The organism is Mycobacterium sp. IDUB_19 (assembly GCF_055419445.1).
In genome coordinates this window covers 1-15640 of record NZ_JBVAXR010000056.1, presented here as the reverse complement: position 1 = coordinate 15640, position 15640 = coordinate 1, and the positions used below count along the sequence as shown (strand labels likewise).

Sequence of the window (15640 nt, the reverse complement as noted above, 5' to 3'; positions counted from 1 at the left end):
ACGCAGCCTTTGAGTCACTGCCGAATAGGCCTTTGAGCTGCAAGAACTTTGGTGCGCGATACTGGGATTGAACCAGTTCAACAGGTTTGCTAGCGTGGGTGTCGTGACCAGCGCAAATAGTGGATCTACCTGTGCCGTCACTGGTCAGTGTAACAGAACCATGCGGAGTCATGCGGAAACTTGATACAGTCTCGTTAGCTCACAACGAGTTCACGCAGTTCACGCCAGTACACAACGCAGTATCGCGGAAAGGTACGACAGTGGTCAGGGGACAAGGCCGCAAGCCGCAGAAGCGGGGAGCGTTCGGCACCGCCCACAAGCTGCCGAGCGGCCGCTATCGAGCCATGTACCGCGGGCCCGACGGACGCCGCTACACCGCACCTAAGACATTCCTCACCGAGAAAGACGCCCGCGGCTGGCTGTCCCTACGCCAATCCGAGATCATTCGGAACGCGTGGATGCCGCCCGAAGCCGACGAGCTGCCGCAGCCGAAGCTGACATTCGAGACCTACTCGAAGACATGGATGGGGCAACGCGACCTGAAAACCCGCACCGCCGAGCACTACACGCGGCTCCTCCAGGACCACATCACGCCGACATTCGGGCCGCTACCGATCGCATCGATTACGGCCGACGACGTGAGGGCCTGGCACGCCAAGCTTGGCACCACGACGCCCACGCTGCGGGCGCATTGCTACGGATTGCTCAGGACGATCATGGGTACCGCACTGTCCGACGGCAAGCTCAAGGTGAACCCGTGCCATATCGTCGGCGCCGGCAGCGCGCGGCGCGTCCACAAAATCCGGCCCGCAAGCTTGGATGAAATCGCGATCATCACGCAAGAAATGCCCGAGCGCTATCGAGCGATGGTCCTACTGGCCAGTTGGGCGGCACTGCGTTTCGGCGAGTTGACCGAGCTGCGTCGCCGCGACATCACCATCGTCGAACCGACCGAAGAGCAATTGGCAAGCGCGGAAGCAAGCGGTGATGCCGCGCCGGAGCCCTACGGCATCGTTCGGGTCGAACGCGCCGTCGTGCGCACGGAGGCGGGCTTCGTGCCCACCACGCCCAAAAGCGACGCCGGGCGTCGCGACGTCGAAATCCCACCACACCTACTGCCAACGATCAAGGGCCACCTCGAGCGGTTCGTTGACGCTGATAAGGATGGGCTGCTGTTCCCGGCCGCCCAGGGCGGCCACCTCGCGCCAGCCAGCCTGTATAGGCAATTTTACAAGGCGCGCTCCGCGGCAAAGCGAGATGACTTGCGCTGGCACGACTTACGGCATTCTGGCGCGGTCCTGGCCGCGGCTACCGGCGCGACTTTAGCCGAACTTATGGCGCGGCTTGGTCACAGCACGCCAGCCGCCGCCATGCGGTATCAGCACGCCGCGCGCGGTCGTGACCGGGAGATTGCGTCTCTCCTAAGTAAATTGGCCGGTGGCAACAAGTGAATTACGTCGTATTGTGTGAATGCGCTGATGGTCCAGACCGGCGTATTGTCGCCTGGATCAACGATCTTCGGCCCACACAGAAACACGTGAGCGTCACCGGCACATCAGGATTCAGCGCCACGAGGCGGGGTCATCGCACCAAGGCCGGATCGGGATGGGTCTACACAATGGCGTGCGATGACTGCAAACTCAACGTGAGGTTGGCTGAAGCTACAGCCACAGCAATTGTCGATCTGATCAAACCCCAAATCCCGCAGTTGGAGACCGTGGCTGCGCCCGATCCTCCCGACATCGGCGTTCCTCGACCCGGCTGGCATGCGACTGCCGACGAACCAGAGTCACGTCACGTCATCGGTTTTGGGTTGCTGAACGACCTCGTTCGCGAGTATGGCAGGCGCGGCGCGAAGTAAATTCCGCTTGGCGCGTCGTGACCGCGCTATACACCGCTTGGTGCTAGCGTGGAAGCTGCTCGTCTCCGGCACCCCGGGTTGGACGGCATCGTTCTCGATGCCAAGGAACCCCGGATATGCCCAACCCTCCCGGCCGATCAAACAAGATGGCACACACTGACCGCGCCTACATTTCGATCAACGAGGCCGCCGATTACCTCGGCGTGACTAGCCGCACCATTCGGGCGATGATCGCCGACGGCCGTTTGATCGGCTACCGCTCAGGAAATCGCCTAGTCCGACTGCGTATCAACGAGATCGATGCCGCAATGCAGCCTTTCGGCGGCGCGGCCTAATGACGAAACGAAAAGAGCCGGCCCCACCACAGAGCCGGCCCATTCCTAATACCACCAGATACGCCGATGTTACCGCCATTCCCGGCTACCAGCGGCAGGAAGCGCCCACGGCTGAGGATCGCGCCGATGCTGCCGCACTGCGGCTCTGTGGCGAGCGTGGATACCGCATCGCCGTCCGATGCACGTGCTGCGGGCACTGGTTGACTAACCCAAAATCCGTCTCTCGGTTCGTCGGGCCCAAGTGCCGCGCTAAGTCGGGTGGCCAGTCATGACCGCCCAGATTGGCTCCGTGGGACCAACACCCATGATCGGCGAACTGTTCATCGGTGCGCTGCTGTTCAGCACCGTCGGTGAGGTCCGCGATGTATTGCGATTCGTCGAGGACCACGACGTCGACGAACCCGCACAGACGGTGCTGGGTACGGTGCGGGCTCTCGCACTTCGAGGAACCCCACCAAGCCCACAGCTGGTGTATGACGACCTACGCAGCCGCGGGAAGCTGAGCCAAAAAGTCGCGGTATGGCTCCAAAGCGCAACGACATCCGGAGCATGCGCCACAGCCGCCAAAGACTACGCAGCGGCCGTTGTCGCAGAAGCGTTTCGCAACAGAGTCGAATCATTCGGCAGCGCATTGACATCGATGGCCGGGTTCGCGTCGGAGGTCGACGTTGCAGCCCTCGTGGAGCGCGCAGCGTCCGGGATTCGCGCTGCCGCAGCCCGCTTGGCTGAACTGCGGGGTGAGTCCTGATGCATATCGCTGACGAGCGCCCGTTGTTCCCGCCGCCGGCGGCACCGCTTGACGTCGCCCGCAAGCTGATGGAGCAGTTCAGGGACAGCAACGGACTGCGAACTCTCATCTCATGTAGGGGATCCTGGATGCGTTGGTACACAACGCATTGGTCGGAGATGGACACGGCCGAACTGCGGAGCCGGGTGTACGCAACGCTCGGCGAAGTCGACTACGTCGGCGAAAAGGAAAGTACGCCATGGAATCCGAACAAACGCAAGGTTGCCGACGTCATCGAGGCCCTGGCCGCTGTCGCGCACCTGTCCGCCGATGTCGACCCGCCGGCGTGGATCGACCGAAGACCCGTGGAAAACCCAGCCTCACAGATGGTTTCATGCCGTAACGGGCTACTTGATCTGTCAACCCGCGAACTGCTTGGCCACACCCCGGCACTGTTCAATGTCGTGTCGGTGCCTTTCGATTACTATCCCGATGCACCGCCGCCGAAGGCATGGTTCGAGTTCCTGGCGTCGGTGTGGCCTGACGACCCGGATTCCATTGCGCTCCTCCAGGAATACGTGGGCTATGCCCTATCGGGCCGGACCGATATGCAGAAGCTGCTCCTGCTGATCGGCCCCACGCGCTCGGGCAAGGGCACCATCGCGCGGATGCTGACCGAGCTGATCGGCCGTCTGCACGTCGCCGGCCCAACTTTAGCGAGCCTGGGCACAAACTTCGGCTTGTCGCCGCTGTTGGGCAGGCCGCTGGCCATCATCTCCGATGCACGACTTGGTGACACGCCAGCGCATTCTGTGGTCGAACGACTCCTCTCGATCACCGGTGAGGACACCCTGACGGTAGACCGCAAATTCCGCGACCCGTGGTCAGGCCGACTGTCAACGCGGTTCGTGATCTTGTCCAATGAGTTGCCGCGGTTCCGGGACGCCAGCGCGGCCATCGCCCACCGAATGCTGATCCTGCAGATGACGAACAGCTTCCTGGGCCGCGAGGACCGCACACTCGACACCAGGTTGCGCGAAGAGTTGCCAGGCATTTTGGCGTGGGCGCTTCAAGGCCTCGATCGGCTGAACCACAACGGCCGCTTCACCGTACCGACGTCGTCCGACGACGCGGCCAACCTGATGCTCGATCTCGCGTCGCCGGTCTCGGCCTTTGTCCGTGATTGCTGCGTCCGGGGGCCCATGGAAACCGTCATGCGCGATGACCTATTTGCCGCCTGGAAGGCGTGGGCAGAAGACAACGGACATCACCCCGCAGCAAAGAGCACATTCGGGCGCAACCTACGCGCGGTCGTGCCAGAACTGAGAGACAGCCAGCCCAGAATTGACGGTGTTCAGCTCCGCCAGTACGAGCGAATCGGACTACTTCCCGCCCACCGGAGAGGCTTAAATGGGGTTACGCCTGTGTCACCTGTGTCAGGAAATAAATCTGCAGTTCAGACCAGTATCGGCGACACAGGTGAAGCAGACCAACAACTGTGTCAGCCTGCACTCATAGATCCGCCCGATCTGGGTGAAACAGGGCAACGTGTGTCAGAGGGTCAGATAAAGACGCAGCTCAGCGGCTCTGACACAGGTGACACAGGCCAAAGTCCATTTAAGGCACAACCTGGCAGCACAAACGGAGCGCCTGACTATCGCCGGCCAGGGTGTGTGTGCATCGGGCAACCGCAACCCTGTTACCACTGCCAAAGTCTCGCCAGCAAACATCGAAGGGCATGAGCGTCGTGAACACCTCCTACATTGACGACGCCCGGTCGGCTTGCCTCTGCGATCTCGGGCTGCCCGGCTGGCACGCGGCGACTTGCATCGCCGACGACGGCCGACAGGACTACGTCCTGGTCAACGCAGAGTGGCTCGGCGACGGCCGGCACTGCTACGACCCGGCGACACCGCAGGCCCCACACGAGCAACCCGGGCCGCTTCCACCGCGGTGGCGTGACCGCGTCCAGTTGGCGCCGCTGCGGTGCGGCCGACGAACCAAAGCCGGCACATCATGCCGTGCGTATGTCGCGCACCCAGGCAACGCATGTGGCCGTCATCGGGAACAAGACGCGATCGACCTACTCGCCGAACAGCTCGGCGCCAAACCCATCACTGACACCAACGAGGAGACATCATGACCACCGCTGAGCGCAACGACATCATCAATCAGGCCCGCCGCCGGTACCTGGCCGCGAACCCGCTACGGCTGACTTCGCTCCCGAGCCATGATCTCCACACCGGTAAACCCGGGGCGCCGATGACGTTCCCGAATATCGGCGACATTCAGATCATCGGATGCAAGTTAGGCATGGAATATCTCGCCATCTGTCACGACGATGAAGCGGTTGAAGACTGGATCCACACCGCACTGGGCATCGTGAAAGACCCAGAGACGGCAGGGATTCTGTTCGCGAACGTCTTCCGCGGAATCAACGTCCTCATCGGCAACATCCTCGACGATGCCGGTCTCCGCGACACCATGCAGAAGCTGGCCGTCGATGCTTGGCGACGCGACTTTAGCGGGGGCCCGACGTCGGATGAGAACGAATACCCTGACGGCGACGAACCGGAAGCCGGGTGACACAGCGCAAATGATCCGGCCGGCTGAACATCTGGTGCACGGGCTTGAGGGCCCGGTCGTCGTGATCGACGGCCACGTATGCGCCATGCTCAACCGGCTGCTCGGCCTGGACAAGATCCGCGCGCAGGTGCGCGGTCAGAATCCACAGCTTGATCAGGCCTTGTTGGCGATCAAGCTAGCCGGCGCCCGTGCCGAAAGTTCCTCTGCCGGAACTAGTCCAGCGCCGCAACCGGAACCCGTGCCACAGTCGAAGAACCAACTAAACAGCCCCACGATCAGCACCAACACCGCCGCAACGATTATCGGAATCACCGACCGCGCCATCCGCCGAGCCATCACCGAGAAACGTTTAACAGCAACACAAGTCGACGGACGCTACCGCATCACACCCGACGACCTACAGAGTTTCCAAGCCACCCGAGCATGAGGAGATATGACCAGACATGGCACTCGATTACAACGCCGGCATTCCATTGACCGAAGCGGTCACCGCCTGCCAGACCGCACTGGCCACGCTGCAGCGACTTGGCCGCTCAGCCGACGCCGATCCGCTGTTCACCGAAGCCGAACAAGACGGAGACGCCGTGTACGGCGTCACCACGATGGACACGATCCACACGGACGAATGGAAGATCACCCAGTACGCCAAGACCTACAGCTCAATCATGGCGGTCCTGGCGCGCAAGCTCACCGCCGCGGCCGATCTCGCAGGTCGTCAAGACGCCGACGACGCTGCCCGCGTGTACGGCATCGCTGGACTACCGGGAGACGTTGCAAGCCTGTCGATCAGTCGCCGCGACGCCGGTGACCGCGTTGCTGACATCACCGAACCCATTGCGCGGCAACGCCTACTCTCACAAGCGGTGCGCACCGGCGACGACGTACTCGCGCATGCGCTTGTCGAAGCTGCCATCCAATCGCGAGACGCCGACACGACCAACCAGTTTCAAGCCGCCTACCCGGCGTTGAGCGACGCGGTCGAGCGTCTCTGGGCCGGGCAGACCAACATCATCGGCGGCGTTGACGTCGTCATGTCATGGCGACTCGGCGCACTCAAACCCGCACCACTGAAACCGCTGATGGACTACGAGATCGCAGCTGCGGCCGCCGGAAACACATCAGCTGGATCCTGGAGCGCCACATGACCTGCGGCGGCCGGCGTCAACCGCTACACCTCTCGGCGAAGGGCTTCCATCAAGGCGTCTGCGGATCCGCTCAGAAGTACCTGCGCCGCGCCGCCGCACACCCAGCAAACCACTGCACGCAGCGTCCAGCTAACCCATGCTCCGCAGCGCATTTCGCCTATCCGCCAGCGTCAAGCCTGGCGCACCAGCTGGCCGACGCATCGCCGCAGGTCAGGGCCGCCCCCCTGGGCGGGGTACCCCCAGGGGGTAGCACCAGCGCGCCGGTTGTCATAGCGTCCGCCTGTCCGTACGAAATTCGGGACTTTTTGGCAAAGCGAATTTCATACACCAAATGTGCTCAGCAAACGCGGGTTTGAGCTAATGTCGGTGCGCGGTCGGAAGCCGAAACCGCCTGGTCAGGCGGTCAATCGGAACAAGCCGATCCACAACTGGACTGAGGTTCCGAACACACCGTTCCGTGGTGGCCCGAAGCTGCCGGCGCGGCGCGGTAATGGGCGACCATGGTCGCAGCGTGACCGCCAAACTTGGAGGGCGTGGTCATCAATGCCGCACTGCGTGCTGTGGCGGCCGGCCGATTGGGAATTCGCCAAGACGGCCATGGAGATCGCCGGCTACGTCCATGACGGCGATTTGAAGTTGGCGGCTGAGTTGCGGGCTTGGGAAAAGGTGATGGGCACGACGTTGGAATCGCGGCTTAGTCAGCGGATCCGCTATGTCGACCCCCAGCCCGATCGCGATGTGCCGGCCGCGGTGGCGCGTATCGACGATTATCGCAATCTCTGATGACCACGGCGACTCTGGCCGGAGGTTGGAGGTTTTGGTTGGTGCGGCCTAGGACGGACTGCTTACTCAGCCCGTACGACTATGGGGTGCGGTGGCCGGCCGCAGAGATGTCCGCGACCTGCTCGGCGAACCCGGAACACGTTCCACCTCAAAGTAATTGCGGTTGTGGCATCTACGCGGAGCGAAGCTTCGAGCTTGCTTGTGAGCGGGCCCGGAGGCATCAGCAGACAGTGGCCCGGAATTTGAGGTGGGCGGAGCGGCACGGCATACCGCGCCCAGACCTGCCGGCGTACATCGTCGGCCGCTGCGAGATCGTCAGCGCAGTGTCGTTTGTGCCGCGGCCGGGAATGCTCCGGGTCGGCGCGGACGAGCTCCGAGGGTCGGCGGCCACGATCGTCGAGCTGTACATCGTGGCGGCCGGCTCGTGCGATGGGCAGCTCGCTGAGCGGTTGAGACAACGCTACGGCCTGGATGTCACGTATGAACGGGACGTCCGGGGGAAGTAATCGAAGGGTAATGACAATGATCGGGGTTGCGAAGTTCCCGAAAGCTCCGAGGGTGTTAGCGTGACCGCCATGCGGGACCGGGACGTTCGCGTAGCACTTCATTCGCGTCTGCTCCGCGAGCATTCAGCTGATCTCGACTCCACGCTCTTTGTCGACGAGCTTGGTTTGTGCGGTGAGGTCAGGGTAGATGTTGCGGTGGTGAACGCATGTTTGTCTGGATTCGAGCTGAAAAGTGCGTCGGATACGTTGCGCCGGCTGCCGAGGCAAGTTGAGGTCTACTCACAGGTTATGGACTACTGCACGCTCGTGGTCGCTGAGAATCATCTTGATGCGGCTTTGGCGGTCGTCCCGATCTGGTGGGGCTGCGTCGTGGTCAGGCCCCGGGGATCGGGTGTGGAGATGGACGAGATCGCCCAGGCAAGACCGAACGAAGCGATTGATGCCTATTCGCTGGCGCAGCTGTTGTGGAGAGATGAAGCGTTGGAGGCGCTGCGGAATCTCGACGCGGCCAAGGGTTGTCGCAGCAAGCCGCGGAAGGTCATCTGGGAAAGGCTGGCGGAGGTGGCCGACCTCGAAACGCTCCGAGCCACTGTCCGGTCCGCGCTGAAGACTCGTCAACGGTGGCGGGCTGCCACTATGTCAGCTCGATTTGGTCGAGAACTCGAATCAAGTGGTGCCACGTGCCGACCTTTACCCATGTCCGCGGAGCGCCCGTAGGTCCAGCGTCCGCCGCGGCGAGGATCCAATCCTCGTCGCCGCAGTGTCCGGTTGTGAAGGCGTCGTGTGCTGAAACCATCCGAGCTACCGGCCTAATCTCGGCGCCGCCGCCGCTGCGTCCACCCGTGCCCTTGTACAAGCCACCGCGGGCCAGCAGCCACTTGTCATCGCAGGTGTACTTGAGCTTCGCGCTGATCTGAAGCATTCGGGGATCAATATCCGACATCGGGTCGGGGTGTGCTATGCCGTAGTCGCCGAATGTCGGTTGCCGAACGCCGTATCGGCTGTTCCCGACTATCTCCTGGTAATTAAGCCATTCTTGCCGAATCACCTCGTGGACCCCACGGCCCGGTGGCGTCGTCTGTGGCATTGCCGTCGCCGTGACGGTCAAAGTCTTCCACTGCTGCGCTGTGGCCAGCGACTGAAGACCGGACACCAGTGCAAATTGCGCTGACCGAGCCGTCTCGTCGCGGAGATCGAGAACCAGGTGAGTGTCAGCCTTACCCACCCCGATCTCGTCCAACAGTGTCGTGATCGGCGCGTCTTGGTTAGGGAGCAGCGGCCATTCGTCAACTTGCAGTCGAAGACACACCTCTGATGATGTGTGGGTCTGAACTAGCTGCCTCACTGCTGCAATGCACCCCGGCGATCGGCTTGGGGCGACAACAGGTATAAGCGTCAGGCCGGCCGATCTCGCTTCGGTCACAATCCACTCGATCGGGTGTCGACCGTCTGCCATCGTTTCTTCGTCCACGTGAAGCGTGTCGATGAAAGCGTCGCGCTGGCCCCACTTTTCGCCCAATTGCGCGGGGAGCCTGGTGAGGTGTTCGTCGATAGAATTCTTCGGCTGATCAAGTTCGAAATCCCAGTCGATGGGATGAACGACGAATAACGGTGTGAACGAATCTTTCTGGGGTCCGCCGAGCTCACTCAGCGCATCGCGTTCGCCGGCTTTAGTGAACAGCACCGGGACATAATGATTGGGTCCGAACTCCATCTCAGTCCTTTCGACGAGAGCTGAGATTACGCCTGGAACGCTCGTCGCCGCTGGATGTTGCGGAATGTTTCTCGATGCCTCACGGCAGTTGCGACGAGCCTGCGTTCGCTGGCAGCGGGTCGATGTACGGCCTGGACGACAGTCGGCCTTCTGTCTCCCAGACGTGCGGCACATCGGCGACTAGCAGCCGGCCCATTTCTGCCAGGAATTACGTTGCGGCAGTTCTACTTTCGATGGAAACCGCTTAGAGCGTTACGCACGCCGTTGACGCTTGTGTACGCGTACAGCATCCGTGGAAGCAACATCAGCAACAACAAGATTGTGTAGACGAAGATCGCCGCGCTGACGCCGCCTAGCCAACCATTGATGACGGAGGCGTTCGGAGCAGCGAATGCCAGACTGCACGCCAACAGGGCGGCGTTGGTCAATGCCAGCATGGTGGCGAACAGCAAGTGCGTGGCGGTTTCGTCCATCGCATCTTTATCTGCATCGGCGTTCGCGTAGCCCTCTTTGAACCGCTCACTGAGCTTCAACCGCAGGCTTGATACCTGGGCGAAGACGGCAAAAAGGCTGGTTGCCAGCAGAGAATCGGCGGCGAGAAGCGATCCGGGGTTGGCCAAGCTGCCACCCAAGCTGATCATCAGCCCACCGGCGGTCAGCGATGGGAGCAGGAGCCCCATTCGAGCAACCCAATCACCTGTCGTTTTGCCGTCTTCCTGGTCAATCGACAGACACTTCCAATGGGCGCTAATCAGCGGCCACGGGTTGAGGCGATCAGTCATCGTAGCCTTGCCTCCTGCTAGCCGAAGTCAAACGTTCCGTTCACGTCTTTGGCGAGTTCGGCCGCCTTGTCCTTCATTGTGTCGTAGAAGGTCGAGTCGTCGGGCGATGTCTCACCAATCGGGTACGTGAAAATATCCGGTATACGCGATGGACTTATCTGCTGCTGACCATAGTCGGTGTCGATGACAACCCAGCCGTCGTCCAGGTCGACGTCCTCGACATTGCGACCCAGATGTGCGGCCAAAGCCTCGGCGAGTTCCTCGTCGGACTGGCCAGCTTGAAGTACCGTCTTCAGATCTTGAAGGGCTTTCGCTTTGCCCTGGACGCTCAAGGTGCTGGTGATCCGAAACTCTTCGGTTCGCCGCTGACGGGACGCGCCCCGTGCAGCGGCGACGAGCACGACCTCAACGACCTCACCGGCGTCGATGAAGTCGTTAATCTGGATGGAATCGGCGAGCGCGGTAGCTCGCAGGTTGTACCAAGGCTCTTCTGGATCAGCGGTAAGGCCGGCGTTTTGTGACCACCAGCGGGCCCACTGGACCAGATATCGGGTGGGGCAGGCACCTGATGCGGCTTCGACACCGAGAATGCCTTCGTCGCCTGGTTCCGGGAAGTAATACGCGAATCGGTAAAGGCGTGTTGGCGAGTAGTCGCTAATGTCGATAGCTGGATGGTCCTGTCCGAGAGAGGCTTTCGGTAAGGCGATGTCCTGCCCTGATGGACGTCCATGCCTGAATGAACCAACCAATCGATCGCCATCTTGCTGAATATCTATGAGCCGGAAGACGGGCGCAATGTCGAGATCCTGCTTGCGATCGGCACCGTCTAGCTTTGGCGGCATCCCGTGAGAGCTGTGTTGCAGGTACGGCTGAGCCGCCTTGAGCAAATGGGCTCTGTAGTACCAGGTGGGCTTGTTATCAAACTCAACCTTAAGCGGGTGAATCTCTTTGCGACTGCGGTCTTTTCGAATATCGAAGCGGTACATTCGGAAGCCGTAACTCGTCATCGATCAGCCCCCTCTTCTCGTGGCGTGTCGAACAGCGCTGGCCAGACTTGCAGGCTCGGCCGATTCATAACTTACGGAGGCTACGCGCGCACCGAATTCTGCGGTACCGAATCGCCATCACCGATCCGCGCCATGGGGGCCAGCGTTGCTCGTTCGTCTAGTAGCTCGTCGATGTGCGCGGTGCTCGGCTGCCGGCCTTCTACCTCGCAGACCATGCGACGAATAGCCAGCAGTAGTCGAAGCTCGGAATACGGTCGCACGCGACAGTTTGGCACTTCACTCTGCGTGGCTAATGTTCTCCGCATGGAGATCGCACCCCCTGACCCGGACCGGTATTGGAGCCAGATTGCGGCGCGCAGCAGTACAACGGGCCACGGCGCGCCTTGGCACGTTCAGATGCAGGTGGCTGTGCTCGTCGGCGGGCGTGAGATCGCGGCGTCTGCGGTGCAGTTCAGCCCGACCGCGCCGAGCAGGTGGACCGTAGCGGCGGTCACTGACGACGGCCGGCTGGTCAAGGTGGTCATCCAGTTCGACGCCGAGGGATACGACCTCGATCAGGAACGGGGATTCCAGGAGAAGAACCCCACGGCCACGGTGGCCGAGGCGTGGGTGCGTCCGCTCAGTGACGTTGTGTGCCTTGAGATACGGAAAGTGGGTCAGCGGCGGGGCCCTTTCAATCAGCTGACGCGCGGTCAGTTCGACGTCGGGGACATCCGGCTGAGGTTCTCGAGCGGTCAGGATCTCGAGCTTGGGGTCGATCAACTCGAGATGCCGTACCACGAGGATCGCCAACGCACAGACCAGCTCGTCACCGCGATCCGCACTCACACCGGTATGTGAACGAGGTCCGCCTATTCGCCTACACGCTCAATGCTGTCGACGATCTTGGTCGGGATCGCGAGCACTTGATGACCGTTGCCGTCGGTGAACGTGGTGAATGAGCCTTGTTCTTTGAAGGCCCATGCCTCGACGGTTTTCTCAGTATCGAGGCCCTTATTGATCGTAAATTTTGGCATCGTGAATGCCCCCTCCTGCATCGGTTTCAGTCGAGCGTTTCCAGGCTGCAGGCTACCGCCGTCGACTAGGGTGGCTCTCTTGCCCTCGGGAAGGAGACCAGGATGCCCAGCTACGACGTCGAAGTGACCCGCGATGACCGGTGGTGGGCTATCCGCATCCCGGCCCTTGATGGTTTGACGCAGGCGAGGTTTCCCGGGGAGATCGAAGAGATGGCGCGCGACTACATCGCGGTCGCCACCGACACACCCATCGACGACATCGAGGTACGGATTCGAGATACCCCGCACTGAAAGCGGAGTATCTGACCTGCGGATTTAGGTTTGGTCACCTACCGCGCAGCTTCTGGCACCTGGTCCTGGATCGATTGTTCCGGGCACGCCGTTGCGGCAGATTTCGTCGACATGGTCCATGCCCCAGACGAATCCGAGGTCGGATTCGTCGCTGGTGCGGCCGGAGTAGACCCCGAGGAGGTCTGAGTCTGGGAATGGCATTCTGGCTGGCTGTCCGTCGTTTCTGAAGACGAGGGTCCCGGGTGGTCGGTGGCGCATGACTGGGGCGCCTGATTGTCCTTTGCGGGTTCGGGCGTCGATTAGCCAGAGCGGGTATGCCTTGCCGTCCGAGTAGTAGGGGAAAATCGGGTTGGACGCGACGGTTCCCCGGATCCATAGCGGAAAAGCTGGCCCCGAGGTGAGTCGGTACGGGTAGCCGATGATGAACACGTCTTCGCCCGGAAAAAGCTGTGCTGGCCACGCAGCTTGCTCAGGGCCGGATCGGTCGCCCGTTCTTTCCCAGCTCATGCAGACCACGTCAGCCGGGGGATTGAACGGCACTTCTGCAACGTCCATCTCGCCGCCGAGTTGCGGATGCTGTTTCCAGATCGGTTTCCAGTCCGGGCCGATCAGCGGCACCAGATACTGCTGAAGAAGCACTTGGATGCCGCCGCGTCTCGGGTCGTCCTCGGAGAGCGTCACCACCCACTTTTCGGGTGGGTCCTTGAAGAACATGACTCGGAGGTGTGTCGGCTCGATGTAGTAGCCGCCCATGAATTCATGTGTCTGCCAATGTCTTCCAGTCACATTGTGTCGCGCGGTGATCAGACGGTCTTTCCCGTCAAGCCGGTAGACGAAGGCGCTGCCGTGGGCCATGGTTTTGCAGTGCTGCCCGGCTGTGATGTCTGTTTCCGCGCCTTTTTCGCAGTACACCATCTCAATGAGGACCGAGCGGAACGACTCAGCATGGATCTGGAATTGGGCACTCATTTGGGTGCGCGCCCGGCTTTCCAGTCTTTGTGCGCTTCGCATTCAGCCCGCCAACAGGTGGGTCCGCGGCGGCGTTCCGAGTGCTGGCCAAATGCTTTGATTTCGATGACGTCGTAATACGTCGGGTGGCCGTACTCGCAACTCTCGCCTGTGGGGTGCTTGTAACTCATCGGGAGTTCTCCTTCCGTAGCTATTCCAAGTGGATCGTGCACCCTTCCGGCGCTTAAGTCCGCACAGCGCCCGGCAGCCGTTGCTCTCCTCAGCTGCTTGGTGTCCGCATGGGTTCGGTGGGTGACCAGTGGTCAGTCGCCCGTCTCCGCGTCTGGGAGTCAGGGACAGGATGTCCACGACTTCGGAGCGCCCGATGACTAGCCAGGTTGCTGGCGTCGACAACTTGGTTGACCAGGCTTTTTCGCGGTGCCGCGAAAAAGGTCCGAGCCATCAGTGCACGGTGTTCCCAGTCGGCCCGGGCCACGAGTGCTCGTCGGCGACGAAATGCGCTGGTGACCGCATATATGCCAGCGCCGACAACACTGCAACCCGGCAGCCACGGATGCGCGACGCACATCGCGAGAACCACGGTGCTCAAGACCGTGGTTGCGACCGGATGCCGATCCGGCCACGACCCATGACTACAGCGGCGCTCGTGGCCGCACCGTCGACACCAGTGCGTGCTCATCGTCCCTCGACCAGCTCAACGGTGGCTGAGAGTTGCGAGATCAGCCACTTTGTCTCCTCGACAGTGAGCTTCACCCCGACGTCGACGTCAGGTTCGGGCATCAGCAGATGAATGTGTACGCAAGGCAATAGCCCGATTTCGCGCTTGGCGGCGACACCAACTTGTGCGTGGGTATCCTCGCCGTGGCGGTCTTTTCCTCGGGCGTTCAGAGGCAAGTAAAGGTAACCGCTTGCGCTGTAACAGTTTTGGTCGGCGTGGGTGATCTCGTTGGGGTGACCATCGCCGTCTTCGCACCAGGGCGTGCACTTGACGGGTGGAGCGTAGCGGATTTCGGTGCTGGTCATCGTGGGACCGCCGCGTCGAAGCCAGCAACGTGGCCGCTTCCAGCGTTAATCTCCGCGAGCCTCGCGAGTCGACACATCGCGGCCGCCAGCGCGTCGTGCACGTCGACGCCTTCGGGCCAGTTCTCCTCGAGCATGTCGGCGAGGTGGCAGACAGCGAGAGGGTCATCTGAGCTGGCCAGCCCAGGTTGCCGCAGGGCGGCCAGAATATGATCGATCCATTCCTCGGTTTGTCTGACGCGCTCGCGGGCGAAATCCACCAATTTGGCTGTGGTGGTTGTCATGAGCGCACCCACCGATCAACCTCGTCGGCCGCCCCCATCAGCGCCACGGCGAGTGCCCGGGCCTGGTCCGCGGTGAGCCCTTCGTCGGCGTGCAGATACACGTCGACCCGTGGCGGGCACTCGCGGGTGTCGACGCTGCCATCAGGGAGCTGGATCCCTCCGGTTTGCACTTCGGCGACCTTGGCGCCGGCGGGCGGATGCTGCTGGTGCTCAAAGACGGGCCGGTCGGCACCGTGGAAGACACGGAACTGGTTGTCCCAGAATGCCCAGGACTCGCAATCGGCCGATGCGCCGAGGGGCAGCGGAACGTCAGGGAATGGGGTGATCGCGGCTGTCACGGTTGGGCCTTCCTGTCGGGGAGGTCCAACCGTCACTCCAGGCACCGACAAGCGGGCCTGTGATGGTGGGTGGTGGGCTGCAGCGGTCATGGGCTAGCTACCTCTCTGGTGGGTTGCTAGCGTCCCGGTTGACCAGTTCACATGGAGTTCATGCGGCCCGGATCTCGCTTCAGAAACTATCTCTGAGCTTTTCAAACTCTGGTGCGCGATACTGGGATTGAACCAGTGACCTCTTCCGTGTCAGGGAAGCGCTCTCCCGCTGAGCTAATCGCGCCT

At 61.7% G+C, this 15640-nt stretch carries 24 protein-coding genes and 1 tRNA gene; 15 read left to right on the top strand and 10 right to left on the bottom strand.

All coding sequences use genetic code 11. The features are described 5' to 3' along the window. Positions 1–260: 260 nt before the first annotated feature. From ACZY0B_RS25315 to ACZY0B_RS25255, 13 genes are all read left to right on the top strand, one after another. On the top strand, positions 261–1451 hold the full coding sequence (locus tag ACZY0B_RS25315) for a tyrosine-type recombinase/integrase (protein ID WP_463766988.1): 1191 nt from the start codon (positions 261–263) through the stop codon (positions 1449–1451). Continuing rightward, positions 1448–1861 (top strand): hypothetical protein, encoded by a 414-nt coding sequence (locus tag ACZY0B_RS25310; protein ID WP_463766987.1) that lies wholly within the window; start codon positions 1448–1450, stop codon positions 1859–1861. The genes ACZY0B_RS25315 and ACZY0B_RS25310 overlap by 4 nt, the downstream gene beginning before the upstream one ends. Before the next feature lie 146 nt (positions 1862–2007). Further along, positions 2008–2196, top strand: coding sequence for an excisionase family DNA-binding protein (locus ACZY0B_RS25305; RefSeq protein WP_463766986.1), 189 nt, complete (start codon positions 2008–2010; stop codon positions 2194–2196). Next, positions 2196–2468, top strand: coding sequence for a DUF6011 domain-containing protein (locus tag ACZY0B_RS25300; protein ID WP_463766985.1), 273 nt, complete (start codon positions 2196–2198; stop codon positions 2466–2468). The genes ACZY0B_RS25305 and ACZY0B_RS25300 overlap by 1 nt, the downstream gene beginning before the upstream one ends. Positions 2469–2485: 17 nt before the next feature. Next, on the top strand, positions 2486–2944 hold the full coding sequence (locus ACZY0B_RS25295) for a hypothetical protein (RefSeq protein ID WP_463766984.1): 459 nt from the start codon (positions 2486–2488) through the stop codon (positions 2942–2944). Continuing rightward, positions 2944–4665, top strand: a complete 1722-nt coding sequence (locus ACZY0B_RS25290) for a DNA primase family protein (RefSeq protein WP_463766983.1) — start codon at positions 2944–2946, stop codon at positions 4663–4665. Before ACZY0B_RS25295 ends, ACZY0B_RS25290 begins: the two co-directional genes overlap by 1 nt. Beyond that, positions 4662–5066 (top strand): hypothetical protein, encoded by a 405-nt coding sequence (locus tag ACZY0B_RS25285; RefSeq protein WP_463766982.1) that lies wholly within the window; start codon positions 4662–4664, stop codon positions 5064–5066. Before ACZY0B_RS25290 ends, ACZY0B_RS25285 begins: the two co-directional genes overlap by 4 nt. Then, entirely contained in the window at positions 5063–5509 is a 447-nt protein-coding gene (locus ACZY0B_RS25280) for a hypothetical protein (RefSeq protein WP_463766981.1), read from the top strand. The genes ACZY0B_RS25285 and ACZY0B_RS25280 overlap by 4 nt, the downstream gene beginning before the upstream one ends. A 61-nt stretch (positions 5510–5570) precedes the next feature. Continuing rightward, positions 5571–5936 (top strand): helix-turn-helix domain-containing protein, encoded by a 366-nt coding sequence (locus ACZY0B_RS25275; protein WP_463766980.1) that lies wholly within the window; start codon positions 5571–5573, stop codon positions 5934–5936. Between the two features lie 16 nt (positions 5937–5952). After that, positions 5953–6654, top strand: coding sequence for a hypothetical protein (locus ACZY0B_RS25270; RefSeq protein WP_463766979.1), 702 nt, complete (start codon positions 5953–5955; stop codon positions 6652–6654). A 360-nt stretch (positions 6655–7014) separates the two neighbouring features. Continuing rightward, a complete protein-coding gene (locus ACZY0B_RS25265; RefSeq protein ID WP_463766978.1) occupies positions 7015–7437 on the top strand; it encodes a phage terminase small subunit in 423 nt (140 codons plus the stop codon). Between the two features lie 230 nt (positions 7438–7667). Then, positions 7668–7943: a hypothetical protein gene (locus ACZY0B_RS25260; RefSeq protein WP_463766977.1), complete on the top strand. Its 276-nt coding sequence runs from the start codon at positions 7668–7670 to the stop codon at positions 7941–7943. Positions 7944–8012: 69 nt separating this feature from the next. Next, entirely contained in the window at positions 8013–8660 is a 648-nt protein-coding gene (locus ACZY0B_RS25255; RefSeq protein ID WP_463766989.1) for a sce7726 family protein, read from the top strand. On the opposite strand, the gene ACZY0B_RS25250 is transcribed toward ACZY0B_RS25255, so the two are convergent. From ACZY0B_RS25250 to ACZY0B_RS25240, 3 genes are all read right to left on the bottom strand, one after another. Next, entirely contained in the window at positions 8578–9657 is a 1080-nt protein-coding gene (locus tag ACZY0B_RS25250; RefSeq protein ID WP_463766976.1) for a beta family protein, read from the bottom strand. The genes ACZY0B_RS25255 and ACZY0B_RS25250 overlap by 83 nt on opposite strands. A gap of 224 nt (positions 9658–9881) precedes the next feature. Further along, entirely contained in the window at positions 9882–10439 is a 558-nt protein-coding gene (locus ACZY0B_RS25245) for a hypothetical protein (RefSeq protein ID WP_463766975.1), read from the bottom strand. A 17-nt stretch (positions 10440–10456) separates the two neighbouring features. Next, complete coding sequence (locus ACZY0B_RS25240) at positions 10457–11446, bottom strand: hypothetical protein (protein ID WP_463766974.1); 990 nt, start codon at positions 11444–11446, stop codon at positions 10457–10459. 303 nt (positions 11447–11749) lie between these two features. Between ACZY0B_RS25240 and ACZY0B_RS25235 the strand changes: the two genes are divergently transcribed. Further along, a complete protein-coding gene (locus ACZY0B_RS25235) occupies positions 11750–12286 on the top strand; it encodes a hypothetical protein (RefSeq protein ID WP_463766973.1) in 537 nt (178 codons plus the stop codon). Positions 12287–12297: 11 nt separating this feature from the next. Here ACZY0B_RS25235 and ACZY0B_RS25230 read toward each other — a convergent pair whose 3' ends face one another. Further along, positions 12298–12483, bottom strand: a complete 186-nt coding sequence (locus ACZY0B_RS25230) for a hypothetical protein (RefSeq protein ID WP_463766972.1) — start codon at positions 12481–12483, stop codon at positions 12298–12300. Positions 12484–12564: 81 nt separating this feature from the next. Between ACZY0B_RS25230 and ACZY0B_RS25225 the strand changes: the two genes are divergently transcribed. After that, the gene (locus tag ACZY0B_RS25225) at positions 12565–12753 is read left to right on the top strand and encodes a hypothetical protein (protein WP_463766971.1); all 189 of its coding nucleotides are present in this window, start codon (positions 12565–12567) and stop codon (positions 12751–12753) included. 24 nt (positions 12754–12777) lie between these two features. Here the strand turns inward: ACZY0B_RS25225 and ACZY0B_RS25220 are convergent, their stop codons facing one another. The 6 genes from ACZY0B_RS25220 to ACZY0B_RS25195 form a co-directional block, all read right to left on the bottom strand. Beyond that, the gene (locus tag ACZY0B_RS25220) at positions 12778–13722 is read right to left on the bottom strand and encodes a hypothetical protein (protein WP_463766970.1); all 945 of its coding nucleotides are present in this window, start codon (positions 13720–13722) and stop codon (positions 12778–12780) included. After that, entirely contained in the window at positions 13719–13892 is a 174-nt protein-coding gene (locus tag ACZY0B_RS25215) for a hypothetical protein (protein WP_463766969.1), read from the bottom strand. Before ACZY0B_RS25215 ends, ACZY0B_RS25220 begins: the two co-directional genes overlap by 4 nt. A 505-nt stretch (positions 13893–14397) precedes the next feature. Further along, positions 14398–14745 (bottom strand): hypothetical protein, encoded by a 348-nt coding sequence (locus ACZY0B_RS25210; protein ID WP_463766968.1) that lies wholly within the window; start codon positions 14743–14745, stop codon positions 14398–14400. Continuing rightward, positions 14742–15038: a hypothetical protein gene (locus ACZY0B_RS25205; protein WP_463766967.1), complete on the bottom strand. Its 297-nt coding sequence runs from the start codon at positions 15036–15038 to the stop codon at positions 14742–14744. The genes ACZY0B_RS25210 and ACZY0B_RS25205 overlap by 4 nt, the downstream gene beginning before the upstream one ends. After that, positions 15023–15364 carry a hypothetical protein gene (locus ACZY0B_RS25200; protein ID WP_463766966.1) on the bottom strand — a complete coding sequence of 114 codons (342 nt, stop codon included), beginning with the start codon at positions 15362–15364 and terminating at the stop codon, positions 15023–15025. The genes ACZY0B_RS25205 and ACZY0B_RS25200 overlap by 16 nt, the downstream gene beginning before the upstream one ends. A gap of 199 nt (positions 15365–15563) precedes the next feature. Further along, positions 15564–15638 (bottom strand) — tRNA-Val (locus ACZY0B_RS25195). Between the last annotated feature and the right edge of the window lie 2 nt (positions 15639–15640).

What these genes read in the sequence shown, in the direction of transcription:
- ACZY0B_RS25255 (WP_463766989.1), top strand. Translation starts at nt 8,013, where the DNA reads ATGCGGGACCGGGACGTTCGCGTAGCACTTCATTCGCGTCTGCTCCGC.
- ACZY0B_RS25280 (WP_463766981.1), top strand. Translation starts at nt 5,063, where the DNA reads ATGACCACCGCTGAGCGCAACGACATCATCAATCAGGCCCGCCGCCGG.
- ACZY0B_RS25305 (WP_463766986.1), top strand. Translation starts at nt 2,008, where the DNA reads ATGGCACACACTGACCGCGCCTACATTTCGATCAACGAGGCCGCCGAT.
- ACZY0B_RS25285 (WP_463766982.1), top strand. Translation starts at nt 4,662, where the DNA reads ATGAGCGTCGTGAACACCTCCTACATTGACGACGCCCGGTCGGCTTGC.
- ACZY0B_RS25245 (WP_463766975.1), bottom strand. Translation starts at nt 10,439, where the DNA reads ATGACTGATCGCCTCAACCCGTGGCCGCTGATTAGCGCCCATTGGAAG.
- ACZY0B_RS25235 (WP_463766973.1), top strand. Translation starts at nt 11,750, where the DNA reads ATGGAGATCGCACCCCCTGACCCGGACCGGTATTGGAGCCAGATTGCG.
- ACZY0B_RS25265 (WP_463766978.1), top strand. Translation starts at nt 7,015, where the DNA reads ATGTCGGTGCGCGGTCGGAAGCCGAAACCGCCTGGTCAGGCGGTCAAT.
- ACZY0B_RS25290 (WP_463766983.1), top strand. Translation starts at nt 2,944, where the DNA reads ATGCATATCGCTGACGAGCGCCCGTTGTTCCCGCCGCCGGCGGCACCG.
- ACZY0B_RS25240 (WP_463766974.1), bottom strand. Translation starts at nt 11,446, where the DNA reads ATGACGAGTTACGGCTTCCGAATGTACCGCTTCGATATTCGAAAAGAC.
- ACZY0B_RS25210 (WP_463766968.1), bottom strand. Translation starts at nt 14,745, where the DNA reads ATGACCAGCACCGAAATCCGCTACGCTCCACCCGTCAAGTGCACGCCC.
- ACZY0B_RS25215 (WP_463766969.1), bottom strand. Translation starts at nt 13,892, where the DNA reads ATGAGTTACAAGCACCCCACAGGCGAGAGTTGCGAGTACGGCCACCCG.
- ACZY0B_RS25250 (WP_463766976.1), bottom strand. Translation starts at nt 9,657, where the DNA reads ATGGAGTTCGGACCCAATCATTATGTCCCGGTGCTGTTCACTAAAGCC.
- ACZY0B_RS25220 (WP_463766970.1), bottom strand. Translation starts at nt 13,722, where the DNA reads ATGAGTGCCCAATTCCAGATCCATGCTGAGTCGTTCCGCTCGGTCCTC.
- ACZY0B_RS25300 (WP_463766985.1), top strand. Translation starts at nt 2,196, where the DNA reads ATGACGAAACGAAAAGAGCCGGCCCCACCACAGAGCCGGCCCATTCCT.
- ACZY0B_RS25230 (WP_463766972.1), bottom strand. Translation starts at nt 12,483, where the DNA reads ATGCAGGAGGGGGCATTCACGATGCCAAAATTTACGATCAATAAGGGC.
- ACZY0B_RS25270 (WP_463766979.1), top strand. Translation starts at nt 5,953, where the DNA reads ATGGCACTCGATTACAACGCCGGCATTCCATTGACCGAAGCGGTCACC.
- ACZY0B_RS25225 (WP_463766971.1), top strand. Translation starts at nt 12,565, where the DNA reads ATGCCCAGCTACGACGTCGAAGTGACCCGCGATGACCGGTGGTGGGCT.